The organism is Pseudoalteromonas sp. AS71, assembly GCF_038900275.1.
Taxonomy (GTDB): domain Bacteria; phylum Pseudomonadota; class Gammaproteobacteria; order Enterobacterales; family Alteromonadaceae; genus Pseudoalteromonas.
On record NZ_JBBMQZ010000008.1, the window covers coordinates 98,750 to 118,044 of the forward strand.

Annotated in this window: 15 protein-coding genes and 1 pseudogene; 9 read left to right on the forward strand and 7 right to left on the reverse strand. The window is 38.5% G+C overall.

Translation table 11 applies throughout. From position 1 onward, the window contains the following. The first annotated feature begins 11 nt into the window (after positions 1-11). Both WNY98_RS08020 and WNY98_RS08025 read left to right on the forward strand, forming a co-directional pair. Positions 12-1,028, forward strand: coding sequence for an ABC transporter ATP-binding protein (locus WNY98_RS08020; protein WP_342877593.1), 1,017 nt, complete (start codon positions 12-14; stop codon positions 1,026-1,028). Positions 1,029-1,063: 35 nt separating this feature from the next. Continuing rightward, a complete protein-coding gene (locus WNY98_RS08025; protein ID WP_342877594.1) occupies positions 1,064-1,693 on the forward strand; it encodes a Vat family streptogramin A O-acetyltransferase in 630 nt (209 codons plus the stop codon). 2 nt (positions 1,694-1,695) lie between these two features. Here the strand turns inward: WNY98_RS08025 and WNY98_RS08030 are convergent, their stop codons facing one another. Then, positions 1,696-2,130 (reverse strand): ATP-binding protein, encoded by a 435-nt coding sequence (locus WNY98_RS08030; RefSeq protein ID WP_024599550.1) that lies wholly within the window; start codon positions 2,128-2,130, stop codon positions 1,696-1,698. A gap of 297 nt (positions 2,131-2,427) precedes the next feature. Between WNY98_RS08030 and asnS the strand changes: the two genes are divergently transcribed. Continuing rightward, the gene (asnS, locus tag WNY98_RS08035) at positions 2,428-3,825 is read left to right on the forward strand and encodes an asparagine--tRNA ligase (protein ID WP_007586801.1); all 1,398 of its coding nucleotides are present in this window, start codon (positions 2,428-2,430) and stop codon (positions 3,823-3,825) included. A 140-nt stretch (positions 3,826-3,965) separates the two neighbouring features. On the opposite strand, the gene WNY98_RS08040 is transcribed toward asnS, so the two are convergent. After that, the gene (locus WNY98_RS08040; protein WP_342877595.1) at positions 3,966-4,892 is read right to left on the reverse strand and encodes an FAD-binding protein; all 927 of its coding nucleotides are present in this window, start codon (positions 4,890-4,892) and stop codon (positions 3,966-3,968) included. Next, complete coding sequence (locus tag WNY98_RS08045) at positions 4,893-5,642, reverse strand: electron transfer flavoprotein subunit beta/FixA family protein (RefSeq protein ID WP_342877596.1); 750 nt, start codon at positions 5,640-5,642, stop codon at positions 4,893-4,895. It lies immediately after the preceding gene. A 221-nt stretch (positions 5,643-5,863) separates the two neighbouring features. Here WNY98_RS08045 and WNY98_RS08050 point away from each other — a divergent pair, with 221 nt between their 5' ends. The 6 genes and pseudogenes from WNY98_RS08050 to WNY98_RS08075 all read left to right on the forward strand — a co-directional run bounded on the left by WNY98_RS08050 (position 5,864) and on the right by WNY98_RS08075 (position 13,081). Further along, positions 5,864-7,510: an electron transfer flavoprotein-ubiquinone oxidoreductase gene (locus tag WNY98_RS08050; RefSeq protein ID WP_342877597.1), complete on the forward strand. Its 1,647-nt coding sequence runs from the start codon at positions 5,864-5,866 to the stop codon at positions 7,508-7,510. Positions 7,511-7,643: 133 nt separating this feature from the next. After that, positions 7,644-8,108: an acyl-CoA thioesterase gene (locus tag WNY98_RS08055; protein WP_007586808.1), complete on the forward strand. Its 465-nt coding sequence runs from the start codon at positions 7,644-7,646 to the stop codon at positions 8,106-8,108. Positions 8,109-8,381: 273 nt separating this feature from the next. Next, positions 8,382-8,951: an outer membrane beta-barrel protein gene (locus WNY98_RS08060; protein WP_024599554.1), complete on the forward strand. Its 570-nt coding sequence runs from the start codon at positions 8,382-8,384 to the stop codon at positions 8,949-8,951. 205 nt (positions 8,952-9,156) lie between these two features. After that, complete coding sequence (tsaA, locus tag WNY98_RS08065) at positions 9,157-9,861, forward strand: tRNA (N6-threonylcarbamoyladenosine(37)-N6)-methyltransferase TrmO (protein ID WP_121953993.1); 705 nt, start codon at positions 9,157-9,159, stop codon at positions 9,859-9,861. An 89-nt stretch (positions 9,862-9,950) separates the two neighbouring features. Continuing rightward, on the forward strand, positions 9,951-11,675 hold the full coding sequence (locus WNY98_RS08070) for a proline--tRNA ligase (RefSeq protein ID WP_342877598.1): 1,725 nt from the start codon (positions 9,951-9,953) through the stop codon (positions 11,673-11,675). Between the two features lie 582 nt (positions 11,676-12,257). Then, positions 12,258-13,081 (forward strand): annotated as a pseudogene (locus tag WNY98_RS08075) (UDP-2,3-diacylglucosamine diphosphatase). A 25-nt stretch (positions 13,082-13,106) separates the two neighbouring features. On the opposite strand, the gene WNY98_RS08080 reads toward WNY98_RS08075, so the two are convergent. The 4 genes from WNY98_RS08080 to WNY98_RS08095 form a co-directional block, all read right to left on the reverse strand. Continuing rightward, the gene (locus tag WNY98_RS08080; RefSeq protein ID WP_342877599.1) at positions 13,107-16,166 is read right to left on the reverse strand and encodes an ATP-binding protein; all 3,060 of its coding nucleotides are present in this window, start codon (positions 16,164-16,166) and stop codon (positions 13,107-13,109) included. Positions 16,167-16,441: 275 nt separating this feature from the next. Continuing rightward, positions 16,442-17,650 (reverse strand): ABC transporter permease, encoded by a 1,209-nt coding sequence (locus WNY98_RS08085; RefSeq protein WP_076924603.1) that lies wholly within the window; start codon positions 17,648-17,650, stop codon positions 16,442-16,444. After that, a complete protein-coding gene (locus tag WNY98_RS08090; protein WP_007586825.1) occupies positions 17,643-18,431 on the reverse strand; it encodes an ATP-binding cassette domain-containing protein in 789 nt (262 codons plus the stop codon). The genes WNY98_RS08085 and WNY98_RS08090 overlap by 8 nt, the downstream gene beginning before the upstream one ends. After that, positions 18,428-19,240 (reverse strand): DUF3025 domain-containing protein, encoded by an 813-nt coding sequence (locus WNY98_RS08095; RefSeq protein ID WP_342877600.1) that lies wholly within the window; start codon positions 19,238-19,240, stop codon positions 18,428-18,430. The genes WNY98_RS08090 and WNY98_RS08095 overlap by 4 nt, the downstream gene beginning before the upstream one ends. Positions 19,241-19,295 lie beyond the last annotated feature (55 nt).

The window sequence follows — 19,295 nt, forward strand, 5'->3', positions numbered from 1 at the left end:
TTTAAAAAACAATGCTATCTGTAAGTCAGTTGTCTATAGATTATGGCAGTAACCGCGTAGTAAGCGATTTAAACTTATCGCTAGGTGAAAACGAAATCCTTATGCTTGTAGGGCCAACAGGTTGTGGTAAAAGTACAATTTTACAAGCCCTTGCTGGCCTTATACCTATTAGCGAAGGCGAAATAAACACGGGTAAATGGCGTGCTACACCTAAATTAACAATACCTCCTGAAAAACGCAGTGTAGGTATGGTGTTTCAAGATTTTGCATTATTTCCGCACTTAACCGTACAGCAAAACATTTGCTTTAGATTAAAAGATACAGCCCCTGCTGAGTATTGGATAAACCTACTTGGACTGAGCGATTTTAGAGATAAAAAACCAGCAACGCTTTCTGGCGGCCAAAAGCAGCGCGTCGCACTTGCACGCACCCTTGCCCACCAGCCTGACTTTGTATTACTTGATGAGCCGCTTTCTAACTTAGATGCTGCCCTTAAAGACATGCTTCGCTGGGATATTAGAAACGCACTTAAAGCCGCTGGCGTACCTGCTATTTGGGTAACACATGACCAAGAAGAGGCACTTTCTGTTGGCGATCGTGTTGGCGTTTTAAAAGGCGGTGAAATTCAACAAATTGATACGCCAGAGCGCTGCTTTAGTACCCCAAACAATCGCTTTGTGGCACGTTTTTTAGGTGAGGCGAGCTTTATTAGCGGCCAATTTAGCCAAGGACAAGCCACTACTTCAATTGGTAATGCTCCTGCTCATGGCGTTGACTGTGAAAGTGGCGACGTTGATGTACTACTTCGACCAGACGATGTATTACTCGTTCAAAGCAGTGTTGGCAATAACGGCGAAGTTATTTGGGTACGTTTTGAAGGTGGCAGCCGCTTGTGCGCTGTAAAACTTGCGTGCTTTACTGTTGTAACTAGTCGAGTAAGCCATGAAGTTGCGGTAAACCCTGGCGATGAAGTACATGTATCACTAAGTACATCGCACCCACTAGCGGTTTATAAATCTATAGATTAATATTTTTATCTGACTCAAAATTAAGAGGAAACCCGATGAACGGACCAAACCCAAATAATCCTTCACCAATGGAAGGTTTTCCTCAAGTAGGTTTTTTAAAAAACTTTATTACTTCCGCCAATATTGAAGTAGGCGATTATACTTATTATGACGATCCTGATGGGCCTGAGAACTTTGAAAAAAATGTGCTTTACCATTTTGATTTTATCGGAGACAAGCTACTAATCGGTAAGTTTTGTGCCATCGCTAAAGACGTTACTTTTATAATGAATGGTGCTAACCATCAAACTTCTGGCTTTTCTACCTATCCCTTTTTTATATTTGGTAATGGCTGGGGAAAATCTGCACCAAAATCAAATGATTTACCCTTTAAAGGCAATACAGAAATTGGTCATGATGTTTGGATTGGTTATAACGCTACAATTATGCCCGGGGTAAAAATTGGCAGCGGCGCTATTATTGCCAGTAAATCAGTTGTTACCTGCGATGTACCTGCTTATAGCGTTGTGGGTGGAAACCCCGCTAAAGTGATAAAAAACAGATTTGACGATAAAACAATAAATACGCTGCTAGATATAGCTTGGTGGGATTGGAGCAATGAAAAAATCACTGCTCATTTAGATGCTATAACTCAAAATGATTTAGACGTGCTGTCTAAAATTTAGCACTACCACTCAAACATGTACGCCATTTTACTTATTGTTTTAAGCGGGACATTATGAGAATTACGCTTAGCATATAAGTGCTGCATTGACTTGTCTTTCACTTCACCCACTATTACTTCTTTTACTTGATAACCTAGAGCAACAGCAGCTTGAGAGTAAGCTATAAATTCCCACTTTTTAATATTGGTGTTATCTACAATTACCAATGGCATACCTTGAGCAAGTGCATTTATAAAGCGCGCTAAATTTAAATTATGAAATTGCGACAATTTAAATTTATCGAAATGATATTCGCCCTGCTCATTAATAAAGTAATCATCAGTTGAGCAGATTAGGTATTGGCTTTCGTCAACTCCACCTAATTCGTCAGCAAGGCTTTGCGCATAGTAAGACTTACCGCTTCCTGGTAGTCCTCGTAAAATAAAAACTTGTTTCATAGCATCGATTTTTTAAGTGTGAATAAATATTAATTTGATTTGTTTGTTAATAATGCCACAAAATCATTAAATTTAAGAGCAACAAATCATAATAGTGGCAATTAAACTCTAAAAACTGTTTAAAAATAAACCGCATGCATAAAAACTTTTAAAGAGTTGCCCACAATAGTTTTTTTATTCAACTTTACTAGGTAAGATACAGGGTTCAAGTGCAGCGCCGTTTATGTGCAATTTATGCCCGAGTGTTGCGCACAGTTAAAATAAAATAGTTAGGCAACTTATATCATTGGAGTGAAGATGAGCCATTTAGCGATTTCAGAGCTATTAAAAGGCAATGTTGCGGTAGACAGCCAAGTAACAATTAAGGGCTGGATCCGTACTCGCCGCGATTCAAAAGCAGGAATTTCATTTTTAGCCGTTCATGACGGTTCGTGTTTTGATCCTATTCAAGCGGTAGTTCCTAATTCACTGAATAATTATGATGAAGTTACTAGCTTAACAGCCGGTTGTTCTGTGTCGGTTACTGGTGTTTTAGTACAATCTGCTGGCCAAGGTCAATCTTACGAAATTCAAGCTAACACTGTGACTGTATTAGGTTGGGTAGAGAATCCAGATTCATACCCAATGTCGGCAAAGCGCCACAGCATTGAGTACTTACGTGAGCATGCTCACCTTCGCCCTCGTACAAACATGATTGGCGCAGTAACACGTGTACGTAACTGTTTAGCACAAGCTATTCACCGTTTTTACCACGAGCAAGGCTTTTACTGGATCAGCACGCCAATCATTACGGCAAGTGACTGTGAAGGTGCTGGCGAAATGTTCCGTGTGTCTACGCTTGATATGCAAAACTTACCGCTTACAGATAAAGGCGAAGTTGATTACAGCGAAGATTTCTTCGGTAAAGAAGCATTCCTTACTGTATCTGGCCAGTTAAACGGCGAAACGTACGCGTCTGCAATGTCAAAAATTTATACATTTGGCCCTACTTTCCGTGCTGAGAATTCAAATACTTCTCGCCACCTTGCAGAATTTTGGATGGTAGAACCTGAAGTTGCGTTTGCTGATTTAGAAGACATCGCAAAACTTGCTGAAAACATGCTTAAGTATGTATTTAAAGCCGTACTTGAAGAGCGCCGTGACGACATGGAATTTTTTGCACAACGTGTAGAAAAAACTGCAATCACTCGCTTAGAAGAATTTGTAGATAAAGACTTCGCACAAGTTGATTACACAGACGCTGTAGAAATCCTTAAAACGTGTGGTAAAAAGTTTGAGTACGCTGTTGAATGGGGTGTTGATTTACAGTCTGAGCACGAACGTTACTTAGCTGAAGAACACTTTAAAGCACCGGTAGTTATTAAAAACTACCCGCGCGATATTAAAGCATTTTACATGCGCCAAAACGAAGACGGAAAAACCGTTGCTGCAATGGACGTAGTAGCACCAGGTATTGGTGAGATCATTGGTGGTTCACAACGTGAAGAACGCCTTGATGTACTTGATGCACGCCTAGAAGAAATGGGCTTAAACAAAGAAGATTACAGCTGGTACCGCGATTTACGTAAATACGGTAGCGTGCCGCATTCAGGCTTTGGTTTAGGCTTTGAACGCTTAGTTGCTTATGTAACAGGTATGGGCAACGTACGTGACGTTATTGCCTTCCCTCGTACTAAAGGCAGCGCAACTTACTAATACTAAGTTAGCCGTTTATAAATACTAAAAACCAGCCAATTGGCTGGTTTTTTTGTGTTTTTAATTTACCGTATAAAAAAGCCGCAGCACTCTAAGAGCACCACGGCTTTCAACCAGAATAAATTTTGCTTAATTAAGCGTTATAAAGCGCCTTCAAGCTGAGGTAGCACTTCAAATAAATCAGCGACTAGGCCGTAATCTGCTACTTGAAATATTGGCGCATCAGGATCTTTATTAATCGCAACGATTACTTTTGAGTCTTTCATGCCCGCTAAATGCTGAATAGCACCGCTGATACCTACTGCAATATATAAGTTAGGCGCTACAATTTTACCTGTTTGCCCTACTTGCATGTCGTTAGGTACAAAGCCTGCATCAACCGCTGCGCGCGACGCACCAATCGCAGCACCGAGTTTATCGGCAATACCATTAAGTAATGCAAAGTTTTCGCCGTTTTGCATACCACGACCACCCGATATAACCACCGTAGCAGCCGTAAGCTCTGGACGTTCTGACTCTGTTTGTTCAACACTTACAAAGCTACTTAATTGTGAATCTGACACAGTATCAATATTAGTAACAACCGCTGCTGATTGCTCACCTTGTAAATCAAAGCTACTTGCACGTACGGTAATTACTTTTTTACTATCGAGTGACTTAACCGTTGCGATTGCATTTCCTGCATAAATTGGACGTTTAAATGTATCTGCGTCCACTACTGCAATAATTTCAGAAATTTGCGCAACATCTAATAACGCAGCAACACGTGGCATAAAGTTTTTGCCTGTTGTCGTCGCACTTGCAACAATGTGACTGTAGGTATCGCTAAGTGATAAAACTAAATCGGTCATGCTCTCAGCTAACTGATGTTCATAAACGCTATTATCGGCAACTAAAACATTAGCTACGCCATCAATGCTGGCAACTTGTGAGCTCATTGCGCTTAGGCTGTTACCTGCAATAAGTACATCAACAGGAAAACCCATTTTTACTGCAGCGTTAATAGTTTTTGAGGTTTCTGGTTTTAAGGCACCGTTATCGTGCTCTGCAATTACGAGTGTTTTCATTTAAATCACCTTTGCCTCTGTTTTTAATTTTTCTACAAGCTGTGCAACGTCTTCAACAATAATTCCTGCGGTGCGTTTAGCTGGCTCTTCTACGCTTATTAATTGAATTCGCGGTGTTAAATCAACACCAAGCGAATCAGCTGCTATTACTTCAAGCGGCTTACGTTTAGCTTTCATAATATTTGGTAGTGATGCATAACGAGGCTCGTTTAAGCGCAAATCAGTTGTAACAACTGCAGGTAGATTAAGTGCCACCGTTTGCAAACCACCATCCACTTCGCGGGTTACGTTTACTTTACCATCGTTAATAACCACTTTTGATGCAAATGTACCTTGCCCACAATTAGTAAGCGCAGCAAGCATTTGACCTGTTTGATTATTATCTGAGTCGATTGACTGTTTACCTAAAATTACAAGCTCAGGAGATTCTTGCTCTACAATTTTAGCGAGTAGCTTTGCAATATGGAGTGACTCGAGCTTTTCATCGGTTTCAATGTGAATGGCTTTGTCGGCACCCAGTGCTAGTGCTGTGCGTAATTGCTCTTGCGATGCTTTAGGACCAATAGTAACAGCAACAACTTCGCTGGCCGTACCGGCTTCTTTAAGGCGAATGGCTTCTTCTATAGCAATTTCACAAAACGGGTTCATTGCCATTTTTACGTTGGTTAAATCAACGTCGCTGTTGTCACTTTTAACGCGTGCTTTTACGTTGTAATCAATCACTCTTTTTATTGGTACGAGAACTTTCATAGGAACTCCATAATTATTGAAACCTACAAGGTGACGTGCACGTCAACCTATTTATTTTATGAAATTAGACTACTTCCTGTTGACGTAAACGTCAACCTAAAATAACCTTTAACTATTCACAGTCTGTAACGTTTAATTTGCAAGGTTATAAATAGGCTGTACACCTTATTTAAATGCGTAGTAAACATTCGAATAAGTCCGTCATAGATAAAGAGGTTATTATGGTCGAACGTGAAACCATGGAATTTGATGTAGTAATTGTTGGTGCAGGACCTGCTGGGCTTTCAAGTGCAATTAAACTCGCGCAATTAGCACAAGAAAAACAACAAGAGTGCATGATCTGCGTAGTCGAAAAAGGTTCTGAAGTGGGTGCACATGTACTATCTGGTGCTATATTTGAAACCAAAGCTTTGGATGAGCTACTACCAAATTGGCAAGAGCTGGGCGCCCCTGTTACAACCAAAGTCACTAACGATGAAATTTATTGGTTTAATAATAAGCAAAAAGCGACATCTATCCCCGACTTTGCTACGCCTAAAACATTCCATAATGATGGTAACTACATTGTGTCTATGGGTAATGTATGTCGATGGCTTGCAGAGCAAGCTGAAAACTTAGGCGTAGAGATATTCCCAGGATTTAGTGCTCACTCTTTAATAATTGAAGATAAAGCAGTAAAAGGCATTATTACTGGCGATATGGGAGTCGACAAAGACGGTAATGAAAAAGACGGTTACATGCCAGGCATGGAACTTAGAGCAAAATACACTATTTTTGCTGAGGGTTGCCGAGGCCATTTAGGTAAGCAGCTAATTAATGAATTTGCACTTGATGCAGATTCATCGCCACAACATTACGGTTTAGGCTTTAAAGAAATTTGGCAAATAGATGAAAGTAAACATGAGCTAGGCAAAGTAGTTCATGGTACAGGCTGGCCACTCAGCGGCGATACTAATGGTGGTGCATTTATGTATCACAGCGAAAACAATCAAGTTGTTGTAGGTTTAATTGTTGATTTAAATTACTCAAATCCGCATTTAAGTCCATTTGATGAATTTCAACGCATTAAGCACCATCCTGTATTTAAAAAGGTACTTGAAGGCGGTGAACGTATTGCATACGGTGCACGTGCGATAGCCAAAGGCGGCTTACATTCATTACCAAAAATGCATTTTGCTGGTGGATTACTTGTAGGATGCGATGCAGGCACACTTAATTTTGCAAAAATTAAAGGTAATCACACTGCAATGAAATCGGGAATGATTGCCGCTGAGGTTATTTTTGAAGCACTGCAAAATGAGTTAGCAAATACCGATTTAACCAATTATCAAACTGCGTTTGAAAAAACGTGGGCATACAAAGAGCTATATCAATCTCGTAACTTTGGCCCTGCTATGCACAAATTAGGTAAGTTTGTAGGGGGTGCATACAACACGCTTGATCAAAATATCTTTAATGGCGCTTTACCGTTTACGTTTAAAGATAATACGCCCGATCACTCTACCCTTGTTGATGCTAACGCCGCTGACAAAATAGCGTATCCAAAACCAGATGGGCAACTTAGCTTTGATAAACTTTCAAGTGTGTTTTTATCAAATACGAATCACGAAGAATCACAGCCTTGTCATTTAAAGCTCAAAGATGCGTCAATCCCTATTAACGTAAATCTAGTGAAATTTGATGAGCCTGCACAGCGTTATTGCCCAGCAGGCGTTTACGAAGTGCAAGAAGTAGAAGGCAGTAAAGAGTTTGTTATAAACGCTCAAAACTGTGTGCATTGTAAAACCTGTGATATTAAAGACCCTAGTCAAAACATTACATGGGTAACACCTGAAGGCGCTGGTGGGCCAAACTACCCGAATATGTAACTAAATTATGCGCTAGATACGTATTTAAGTACTATTTTTACATATAAATTATAAACATATCCTAAATTGCAGGGGCTTCGGCCCCTTTTTTACGTTATGCTAATAGTAGTTTTAATAAATATGAGTATTATCTATGCCGTCGTCAAAAGTTGTTTTTCGTTTTTTAGCAGAGCCTACTGATGTAAATTTCGGAGGTAAAGTTCATGGTGGGGCCGTCATGAAATGGATTGACCAAGCAGGCTATGCCTGTGCTGCTGGTTGGAGTGGTCATTACTGTGTAACGGTTTCGGTTGCAGGTGTTAAATTTAGACGCCCTATTCTAGTAGGCCAAATTGTAGAAGTAGAAGCAAAAATTGCCCATACGGGTAGAAGTAGCATGCAAATATTTATTCAAGTTAGATGTGGCGACCCAAAAACACAGAACATGGTAGAAACAAACCACTGTGTTATTAGTTTTATTGCTATGGACGAAACTGGCTACCCAATAGAAGTCCCTTCGTTTAAAGCCGTAACCGAAGAAGATATTAAATTAGAAAACTACGCTATAAAAATGAAAGAAATTGCGATAGAAACAGAAAACTTGCTTCATACAGTTTAGATACCAAAATAATCATTTAAGAATGTATCCTATACCTATAGGCATGTAAAAAACTCATAATGTTTTGTAAAACATACAACTTATATTTGAAAACAAAATCATCAAAAAGTTCAGTTTGTTTATAAAACAATCTAAACGCCATAATAACTAATACAAAAGTAGCTATTATGGCGTTTTAATATCATTTTTAAAATTGGCATGTTCGCTGCAATTAGATAATTGTCGTTTGATAAGTTTAATCAAACATTTAAATTATTTTAAAGGAGCTATTCAATGATTAAAACACTTTCTCTTTCTGCACTTGCTTTAGCAACAATGGGTTTTAACTCTGCAGCACACGCTGACATTTCTGATTTCGATTCTCCACGTATCTACACAGGTATTGGTTACGGTCAATATTCTTTTGAATTTGAAGATAGCGATAACGACACTGATTTTGACGACGATGCACAAATGCTTAAAGGTTACGTTGGTGCACAATTTAATGAATACTTAAGCTTAGAGCTTGCATATCAAAACTTTGATGAAGTGAGTGATATCGACAGCAAAGCTGAAATTGATGGCGTATCGCTTGCCGCACGTTTGGGCTATCCTATCACTGAGAGCTTTTCTGTGTATGCAAAAGGCGGTTGGCTTGAATGGGATGCTGATTACACACAAGATTTACCAGTAGGCGGTGTAACAGCTTCTACAGATGGTGGTGATGCGTTTTATGGTGCGGGTATTGAATACGCACTTACAACAAATGTACAATTTCGTTTAGAGTACGAACGCTACAAACTTGATGACGATATTGATCCAGATATGGATGTAGCATCTGTATCAGTTCAGTACATGTTTTAATTAATATTTAACATGTATAAAAGGTAAGCCTAAGGGCTTACCTTTTTTGTTTCAGGCTCTTTTTAATTGATACACTCATATAAACCATTCAGTCTAATTAAAGATTTAAACCGAGCGGTTTATAAGTAATAAACTTTCTTACCTTAATGCGATAAAGACTAAATGCGGGTAGAATAGCGCTCTATTTTATTTGTACCCGAGTACTATGAGCGATTACACCATTTCGGCTATTGGCCACATTGAATCTCCTTATAAACAAAAGTTTGCTATACCTAGGCAACCGCGTTTAGTGCCCCAAGCTAAAGCAAAGCTTATTTTTGCACCTGATTTTAATCGCGAAGAATTTGTACGCGGGCTCGATGAATTTACTCATATTTGGTTGCTATTTCGTTTTCATGAAACAGCTGATAAAGGTTATTCTGCTATGGTACGCCCTCCACGATTAGGTGGTAATGAGCGAAAAGGCGTATTCGCTACCCGCGCTACATTTAGACCCAACGCGATTGGAATGAGCGCTGTAAAACTTGAAGGCATTGAATATAAAAACGGACAGCTTAGCTTATTACTTGCTGGGATTGATTTACTTGATGGCACACCAATCATTGATATAAAACCGTATTTGCCTTATTCAGACTCAATGCCCGATGCAAGCGCTGGCTTTGCTGACACGCGCCCTGAAACACAAATGACGGTTGAATTTAGCCCTCAGGCAATTGAGTTCGTTAATGCCCAATCACAATACCCAGACTTACATGATTTTATAGCCAATGTTTTAAAACAAGATCCTCGCCCTGCTTATAAAAAACAAAAAGAAGAAATGCAAAGCTACGGGATGACTCTCTATGACTTTAATATTCGCTGGCAAGTTAATGATGCACATAACTTAGTAACAAGCATAGAAAAAAACTAAATAACTCACTTAGCGCTTTAGTGTAAAAGCATCCGCTGGTAAACTTAAGCTCTATTAAAAGAATATAATTACTCTATTTCGGAAAAAACATGCGTACAAGCCAATATATACTCGCAACACTTAAAGAAACGCCATCAGATGCTGAAATTGTATCGCATCAGTTAATGCTTAGAGCCGGTATGATCCGTCGCGTCGCTTCGGGTTTATACACTTGGTTACCCTCTGGTTTACGCGTGCTACGTAAAGTAGAAAACATTGTACGTGAAGAAATGGACAAAGCTGGCGCCATTGAAATGCTAATGCCTGTTATTCAACCTGCTGATTTGTGGGAAGAGTCTGGTCGTTGGAATGAATTTGGTCCTGAGCTTATGCGCTTTACAGACCGTCATAACCGTACGTTTGCACTTGGCCCAACACACGAAGAAGTTATTACAGATTTTGTTCGTAAAGAAATAAGCAGCTACAAACAACTACCGGTTACTTTATACCAAGTACAAACTAAAGTACGCGACGAACGTCGTCCTCGCTTTGGGGTAATGCGTGCTCGTGAATTTACAATGAAAGATGCCTACTCTTTTCACTTAAGTGAAGAGTGTTTAGATGCAACTTATCAAGCAATGCACAAAGCATACTGTAACATTTTTGAGCGTTTAGGCCTTGATTACCGCCCTGTTATAGCCGATACAGGCTCTATTGGTGGTAGCGTATCGCATGAGTTTCATGTACTTGCTGAATCGGGCGAAGATGCAATTGCATTTAGTGATGGTAGTGATTACGCCGCTAACATTGAAAAAGCAGAAGCACTGGCACCTATTGAAGCTCGCCCTGAAGCATCAAAAGAGCTTAAAGCGTTTCCAACACCTGACGCTAAAACTATTAACGAGCTTAAAAAACACTACGGTGTTAAGCCACATCGCGGTGTTAAAACGTTAATTGTTTATGGTACGCCTGATGAAAATGAAGTACGTGGTTTAGTTGCCTTAGTACTTCGTGGCGATCACGAATTAAATGAACTAAAAGCTGAAAAACACCCATTAGTAGACTCTCCGCTTGAAATGGCAACAGAGGCGGATATTGTTGCTGCTATTGGCGCAAAGCCTGGCTCATTAGGCCCTGTTGGCTTATCAATGCCTATTATTGTTGATAGAACAGCTAACATACTTGCTGATTTTGTTGCCGGTGCAAATAAAGACGACGAGCATTACAGCGGTATTAACTGGGATCGTGACGTAACTGATTACGACGTTGCTGATATTCGTAATATTGTTGAAGGCGATATGAGCCCATGTGGTGAAGGTACTTTGCAAATTAAACGCGGTATTGAAGTTGGACATATTTTCCAACTTGGCACTAAATACTCAGAAGCCATGAAAGCCGGCGTGTTAAACGAAGGTGGTAAAAACCAAACCATGACTATGGGTTGTTACGGTATTGGTGTTTCACGTATTGTTGCCGCTGCTATTGAGCAGAACAACGATCAATACGGGATCATTTGGCCAAAATCAATCGCGCCATTCGATTTAGCAATTGTTCCAATGAACATGCACAAATCGCATCGTATTCCTGATATTGCAAATAACCTTTACCAAGGTTTAAAAGATGCAGGTCTTGATGTATTATTTGATGATCGTAAAGAGCGCCCTGGCGTTATGTTTAATGACATGGAGCTAATTGGTGTGCCATTTACGCTAGTAATTGGTGAGCGTAACCTTGACGAGAGTAAAGTTGAACTTAAAAACCGCCGTACAGGTGAAAAGCTAATGATTGATATCGATACAGCAATTGATGCAATTAAAGCAGCCGTTAAAGGTTAATAACACCCACGCTTAGAACAGACTATAAGGCCGCATTTAAAATGCGGCCTTTTTTATGCGCAATTAATAGCAATGCGTAATGGTAGCTGATCATCAACTCACCTTTCCTAAGGCGCATTGATCTCGGGGATCGAAATTCGCTCAATCTAGGGACGATTTAATCGCAGCGCGAAGTTTGTAACCTAGTAGACTCGATAACTGCTCCTGCGTTATTTTACTGACTTACATCCATTAAAAAGCCGAGCAAAGCTTCCGCGTCCTGCTTACGCCCCTTACCGACATCTATGTAGGCAACAAAGAGCTAATAGTCCCTTAAGAACTCAAAGGGCAGCGCATGTTTGGCATTTATACTGCGTTATCGCCTATTTATGGGGAATAACCACGCTACATATGCTCTTTATTGCCCAAAAAAACAAACATACTGCTGTAAAATTAATCACGAAAGGTCAACACGCCTTAGCTCTATATAAGTATTTTAATTGCATGACTTTGTATAAATTGTCATAGAGGCTTCGCTAAAGTGTCTCATAAGTGTCATTGGGTTTATCTACAGTGTTAACTATTACACTATGGATAACGGGCATGACAAACAATCAACAGCGTAAGAAACAACACTACCCTACTATTTGGATATCAGATGTTCATTTAGGTTACAAAGACTGTAAAGCCGATTATTTGCTCGATTTTTTAAACTCGGTAGAATCCGACACACTTTATTTAGTGGGTGATATTATTGATTTATGGTCGATGAAAAGACAGTTTTATTGGCACCCTTCGCATTATCAAGTATTGAGCTGTATACAACAAAAAGCAGTTAATGGTACACGCATCATTTATATACCCGGTAATCATGACGAAACGTTTAGGAACTATATAAATCAAACGTTATTTGGTATTGAAATCCACCAGCAGTTTATTCACACCACTAAAGCTAATAAACGTTTTTTACTCGTACACGGTGATGATTTTGATTCAGCGACACGCTATAACAAACTTATTAGTATCGCGGGCGATGCAGGATACGACTTTTTATTAGCTGGACCAATCGTATTCGAAAGCTATTTGGTGGTAATTACTACTCGCTTGCATCATGGATAAAAGCTCGCGTACACAAAGCACGTGAAGCAATTAAAGCCTTCGAAGATGCCGCAATTCATGAAGCTAAAAAGCAAAACGTAGACGGTATTATTTGTGGACACATTCATCATCCCAAAATAAAAGTAGATGACGGAATTATGTATTGTAACGATGGAGATTGGATTGAGAGCTGTACAGCGCTGGTAGAGCAGCAAGATGGAAAAATTGAATTACTACATTGGTCAGACACACAATCCGTACTCGATAGCGCCGACAAAACAAAGTTAAATATATCGACGGATGCTAAACCAAAAAAATCAGCTGCATAAGCAGCTGATTCACAATTAATAACTATTAACTTAGCCAGGTGATTAACTTATCTTTTAGCGTTCTTGGCTTGATTGGTTTAGTAATATAGTCGTTCATGCCTGCAGTTAAACAACGCTCTCTATCACCTTCCATCGCGCTTGCTGTCATCGCAATAATAGGAATGTGTGTGTAATCGACTCCGGCTTTACTATTTCTGATTTCACTTGTTGTATCGTACCCATTTAGATTAGGCATTTGGCAGTCCATTAAAATTACATCAAAGGATTGTTCTGTGTTTTCTCTCAATGCTTCTAATGCTTCTACGCCATCTGATGCACAGGTAATTTTTACTTTAGTACGTTTTAAAATCGCCTTAGCTACTTCAATGTTTATCATATTATCGTCTACTAATAATATATGATAAGCAGAAAGGTCAGGCTCTACTTGTTCTTCTGTTAAGCCCTTGGGTGGCGCTATAATACAGTCATTACTAGCACCAAATAAGCTGGCTAACTTATAGCTGAATTGATCTTGGGTAAGCGGTTTATTTAAAATATGGCTACCTTCAGGTAACACCATTTTAGTTGGTTTATCGGTCACCATGTCGCGTAAAATTAAAACATACTTTTTATTAAACTGTTTACAGTAATTAATAAGGGCATCAATTTGAGGGTGCTCATCATCAATCAATAATAAGTCAGCCTCAAATTCTTTATGCTCACTAAAGTAGTCGAGTCTTATAATGTTTTCTGCATTCACTTTACAAGTTAATAGCAACAAATCGCACACATTTTGATAGACATTATCGCGCGCTATTAATGCAGCTACGATAATGCTAGTAGCAAGTTCAATACCTGTATTTAGTTTTTTCTCTTGTGCGACGTGTAGCTCAACCGTTGCTGTAAATGTACTACCAACGCCCTTTTCACTTATAACAGTGATATTACCACCCATTAACTGAGCGAGCTTTTTACATATAGATAAGCCTAAGCCTGTACCACCAAAGTGGCGGGTTGTGCTTGAGTCTTCTTGTGTAAACACTTCAAATAGTTTGTCTATGTTCTCTGGTGCTATACCAATACCAGTGTCTTTTATTGTAAAGCTCATTAATAACTTTGAGTCGGTAATGTACTTAGAACCAATTGTTAAACTTACTTCACCTCGGTGAGTGAATTTAAAAGCATTATTAACTAAGTTAATTAAAATTTGTTTAAGGCGATGGCTGTCGCCAATAACCATTCTGTCTACTACATCTTTAGTATCTAAAAATACTTCAAGACCTTTGCGCTGGCCCTGTAACGCTAAAGAGCTAATCATATCGCTACATACTGTAACAACATCAAATGTATGATTATCAATATCAAGCTTACCCGCTTCTATTTTCGAAAAATCGAGAATATCGTTAATCAAGTTCATCAGTGAGTTAGCACTGCTGTTGGCTAGTTTTAGGTAATGATATTGTTGTTCGCTTAAGCCATCTTCTTTGAGCATTTCAAGCATACCCAAAACGCCATTCATCGGTGTACGGATTTCGTGAGATATATTTGCTACAAAATCACTTTTTGCTTGGCTTGCTGCTAATGCTTGATCAATTGCGCGCTCTAGCTCAACAGTCCTTTGTGATACTTTTAGCTCCAAAGTACTGTTCAAACCTTCAAGCTCTGATTGAGTGTTTTTTAAGGAGCTAATATTTCTTAAAATAGCCGCTACTTGATAACGGTTATTGTATACATCAAAAATACTGCTGAGCGTAATTGAAAAATATTGTTTATTGCCATAACCATCTGTGTAGATAGCTTCAAACGGCATTTTTGACCCGTTTGAAATTGTCTCTTCTATACAGTTGTTATCGACTTCATTTAAGTTAAATAAAGAGACAAAGTCAGGACTAACACCTGTAATTGAAGTACCAAAAACCTTTTTAGCCGTGCTGTTAAAGTGAACAATTTCGCCAGTTTGCTCAATCGTAAAAATAGCATCCAGTGAGTTTTCAATTACTTTATTATTTTGCTCTTTTAACGAATTAATTAACAATTTACGGTTGATGAAACGTTGGTATAAAAAGGCAATAATTAAAAATATACCAAAAAACATGAGTAGCATAACAATAAAGTTTTGACGCCTTTCACTAACCTTTGCTAACAACGTTTTAGTATTAACACTTACACCAAGCTCTAAAGGTAACATCGCAATATCACCCTCAAGCGAAATACGTTTTTTTAATGTATAAGCAATTGGGTAATTACTTAGCGGTAAAGTACCTTGCTCTAGCATTGTGGTTGCAGCGGAAAATTCTTCAGTCCACGTTTTCGCTTTATTAAATTCAAATCCGAAGCGCAGTTGAGAGTTTGGATGATATAGAAATTCACCTTCATTATTCATGAGGTAAATGTGTGTTCCATCTGGCGATTCAACCGTTAAACTTTTTATTAATTTATCAGCAAAGTAGTTAGTGACTAATATTGCAAATATCTTATTTTTTTCATCAAAAACAGGCTTAGCTACACGAAAAGTACTTATATAGGGTTCTTGTATCTGCCCATTTTCACGGTTGTAATTAATAGGAGAAATATAAACACTTTTATTATCGAGCATGCTCGCTTTTATCATGTAATCGCGTTGACCTTTTTTTTGTAATTGCAGGCCTTGCAGTCGATTAATTTCCCCTCGCTGGTTTCGATCAACCCTGACAACTTCTTGTCCACCATCTGCGAGAATAATATAGCGAGCCTGAAGTATGCTGTCATCTGTGCGCATAAAACCACTAAAAATGCTCGCTAAGCGTTCTTCCCAAACGTCAATGTGCGTGCCTAACAAGGGATCAATTTTCTTATTTTCAGTGGCGCGAGTAATGCCTTTAATCGGGGGGGTAGCGTCTAAAAAGCGAATAGCGGTAACACTATCTTTGAGATGGTTTTTTAGTGAAAGGCTTTTTGTTTCAAGCTCACGTTTTAATTCTATTTGAGCTGAATGGTAAACATCACTTCTTACTTTTTGATCGAACATATATAGAGAAGGCAAAGCTATAAGAACAAATATTATTGTTGCAACGAGCATTAATTTATTATTTTTTGTTACATTCAACAAAATATTTCTTTTTAGCATTTACCTTCACCATAAATTTTTATTGTTATTAGTATAGAGCATTAACGAAAGAATTGGACCATCTAACTAATCAGTTATCGCTATAATTTTTATAATAAAAAGACTAAATCATTAGTTTTATTTAAAGCTCACTCTCTATATGAATTATAAATGAATGAGAGTACTCATATCGACTTACACAGACTATAAAATAGTTGTTTCAACCGATTATCTTTTTAAAATATAAAAGGTAGCCATTGCTACCTTTTATATATTTTTAGAGTGCTAAATCTATATTATCTAAATAGTACATCTTCTCTGTTAAACCATTTAACGCAAAATGCCAGTAGCCCAGCCGCAATGATTGCAGTAGCTAAAAATATTAAACCCACAAATGTGTAATCAACAGTCCCTTTTACTATTTCTTTAATCGCTAAAGCCACGTTTGTAACAGGAATGAATGCAGTTTTAGCAGTAAGCTCCATATTTGGCATTATTGAAATAATAATAGGGAAAAATACACCCATGCTAAGCGGAGCCATGTAGTTTTGCGCTTCTTTAAACGTACGCGCATAAATAGATATAGCTAAAGCTAAGGCTGAGAATATAGCAGCCACAGGTAGTAGCAGTACAAATATCATCAGTAAATCGGTAACTGCTAACGTACTAAACGCGGCTTTAATAAAATCAAGATCAGCAAATGCTAACGCCAGTGCTATCCAACAGCCCATGCTTAAGACAGTTATGGTTGTGGAGGCAATGGATGTAGTTAACAAAGTTATAAATTTACCAAGCACTAGCTCTGTGCGCGTAATAGGTGTAAGTAGGAGTGTTTCTAGCGTGCCGCGCTCTTTTTCGCCAGCACCTAAATCAATAGCTGGGTAAGTAGCCCCCATTAGTACTAATGGTATAAGTAAGTAAGGTAAAAACCCGCCAATTTTTTCGCCAAGGTTTTCACGTTTATCGGCTGTATCCACCTTAATTACTTCAATTGGGTTAAGAATAGATTTTTGAACAGACTCTTCAATACCAAAACTGATTAGCTTTTGAGTTTGCAGCACATCACTGTATTCTTTTGCGAGCTCTTTAACGCGTTCGAATAAAAAATTGATAGATTTTGAATCGTTAAATACAACCTGCCACTGGCTTTGTTTTCCATCATCTAATGTTTGCTCAGCATGGCTTGGTAAATAAATACCCATATCAATATCGCCAGCTATAACGCCAGCTTTAAGCTCTTCAATGTTATTAAAGGTTTTAGTGCCTTTATAAAGCTCAAAACTTTTGTGATAAAACACTTTATCAGTAAACTCTTGTGCGTATTCACCATTAATAATGGCATACGTATTTACTTTTTGTTCTGCATCCATCGCTGCTTGTGAGCTTATAAATGCCATTACAGCAAACAATAACGGAAATATAGCGACAGGGAGCGCAACAACAAATAATAGCGTTTTTTTGTCGCGTAATAACTCTCTTAATTCCTTTTTAAATACCTCAAACATCATGTTTCTCCGTTAATATGTTCATAAACGCTTGATTAAGCTCATCACTATTACCTGCTTGTTTAAATTCATCTACTGTACCGTCAAAGCAGCTAATACCTTCGTTAATTACAGCGACTCGGTCACATAAAAGTGCAACTTCATCTAAATGATGGGTAGAAAAAATAACAGGAGTACCTTGCGCTTTTAAGCCCTTAATAAATTGAATAACGGTTTGCGTGGTCATTATATCGAGCCCCGTTGTTGGCTCATCGAGCACCACTACTGCTGGGCGATGTACAACAGCACGAGCGATATTCGCTTTTTGTTTCATACCAGTTGATAGATTTTCAGCGCGTTTATCTACAAATTTATGCATATCAAGCAATGTAAATAGCTCATCACAACGCGATGCAATATCGCTTTTGCTCATACCGTGAAGCTTTGCAAAATACTCTATGTTTTCTTTTACAGTTAAGCGACCATACAAACCGGTAGAGCCTGATAAAAAACCGATAGACTTACGCCCTAATAACGGTTTTTTTACAATGTCGTTTCCAGCAATTGTTATTGAACCTTCATCGGGCTTTAATGCGGTTGATATCATTCTAAGTGTTGTTGTTTTACCTGCGCCATTGGGTCCTAGTAATCCAAGTACCTCACCCTTCGCGCAGCTAAAGCTTACGTCTCGTACTGAATGAAAATAGTCTTTATCTTCACGAGGATCGATGTCGTCTATTTTATTTTTTTTGTGATCTTTAGTTAGCTTAAATTTCTTTTTAAGCCCAGCAACTTCTATCATGTTCGCATCCTTCGTTTCGCCCTAAAATAATCTGTATTGTTATAAAAAGAGTCGTCTTTGTTTTCATCATGCCAGCCTGGCACACCTAATAAAGGCAGTGGTGAAAGCTTTTTGTTATCGGCTAAGCAGTTATCTGTATTAATCATCTCATAAAGGGCTTGGTCAAGGTACTGATATTGAGTTACTAAATCTTTACAAAATATTTCATTAGGTACACAAACAAATAACGCTTTACCCGTTAAACCTATATAAGGCTTTGTTAGCATTTCATAATTAGCATGACCAAACATAAAAGGTTTTATTGTTTTACCCCACTCATGTTTGTGTTCAACGAATGCAGTTTTCCATTGGTGATCGCAAAGCCACTGCTGCCATTTACTCTCACTTATAGCTAATACAACGCCACATTCATCAAAAAGCGTTAATGCATTACGATGCTTAGTACGCTGTTGCAGTCCATGCTCAGCTATATCTTGCACATGTCTATGGTTTATTAACGCTTTGGTTTTTGGAAATAAACACCATATAAACCCACCAAATAAGTCATGCCAATTTTTACTTCGTGTAGGTACAACACCCGTTTCAAAAATTACTTGCTCGTAATACCGCTCGCCAAAGTCTAACTTTGCATCATCTTCAAAAGTAATAGGAATATTATTCTCATTAATAGCAGTTAAAAATGGAGAAAACCACTGCGGCGCCGGCCAATCTGTTAGTTCGTTAACTTTAAATAGCTCACGTAAATGCGCAAATGCACCTGTTTCTAAACTACTGATTTGCCACTGCTCGGGGGGAGTAAAACGCTTCATTTAAACCTTTAACAATTTATGCCTATAATTTACGAGAAGTTTACCGCAAAAACTG